The 524-nt window shown below is 59.5% G+C and carries 1 protein-coding gene and 1 pseudogene; both read left to right on the top strand.

Going from position 1 to position 524, the window contains the following annotated elements; all coding sequences use genetic code 11:
* A pseudogene (locus tag BHD06_RS22825) lies at positions 1 to 159 on the top strand (IS6 family transposase); the annotation flags it as partial.
* Positions 160 to 205: 46 nt separating this feature from the next.
* Positions 206 to 430 carry a hypothetical protein gene (locus BHD06_RS22820; RefSeq protein ID WP_080459215.1) on the top strand — a complete coding sequence of 75 codons (225 nt, stop codon included), beginning with the start codon at positions 206 to 208 and terminating at the stop codon, positions 428 to 430.
* Positions 431 to 524 lie beyond the last annotated feature (94 nt).

Genomic DNA, 524 nt, shown 5'->3' with positions numbered 1-524 from the left:
AAGTCCCCGCGCCAGGCTCAAAGGTTCCTCGCCGCCCACGACCAGATCAATATCGTTTTCCGCCCCCGCCGCTACCGAATGCCAGCTAACACCTACCGCCAGACCAGATCGGACGCTTTTGACCTGTGGCACGGATACGCCCTTGAGATGACCGCCTAACGACACGGCTGCCGGCTAACCGCGCCCAGCATCAGACAACTTGGCAATGCCCTCTGACTTGGTGCGCCTGCGGGTCTCGGATGTGGCAACCCCGGCAGGGGAGCGCGAGATCGTCGAAATCCGGCAGAAGAAAACCGAGACGCGCAATGCGCGCCCGGTCCAGGCACGGCTGTCCTCGGGCACGCGCGAAAGCCTGCGCACCTATCTCGCTGCCTCTGGAAAGCCGCAGCATGACTGGCGGTATTGCCAAGTTGTTGACTGGGTTTGCTAAAGGTATGTGGACCCCATGAATATTCCAATTGATTTGCCACGCCTGAAGGGGTTTCGTTATCCTCGTGAGATTATTGGTTACGCTGTTTGGGCGT

The organism is Roseovarius sp. A-2 (assembly GCF_002072155.1).
In the GTDB taxonomy this organism is placed as follows: Bacteria; Pseudomonadota; Alphaproteobacteria; order Rhodobacterales; family Rhodobacteraceae; genus Roseovarius.
This window is presented reverse-complemented; position numbering and strand designations above follow the sequence as displayed.

Bases quoted from the DNA above. Each gene is read 5' to 3' on its own strand.
- BHD06_RS22820 (WP_080459215.1), top strand. From the start codon at position 206: ATGCCCTCTGACTTGGTGCGCCTGCGGGTCTCGGATGTGGCAACCCCG.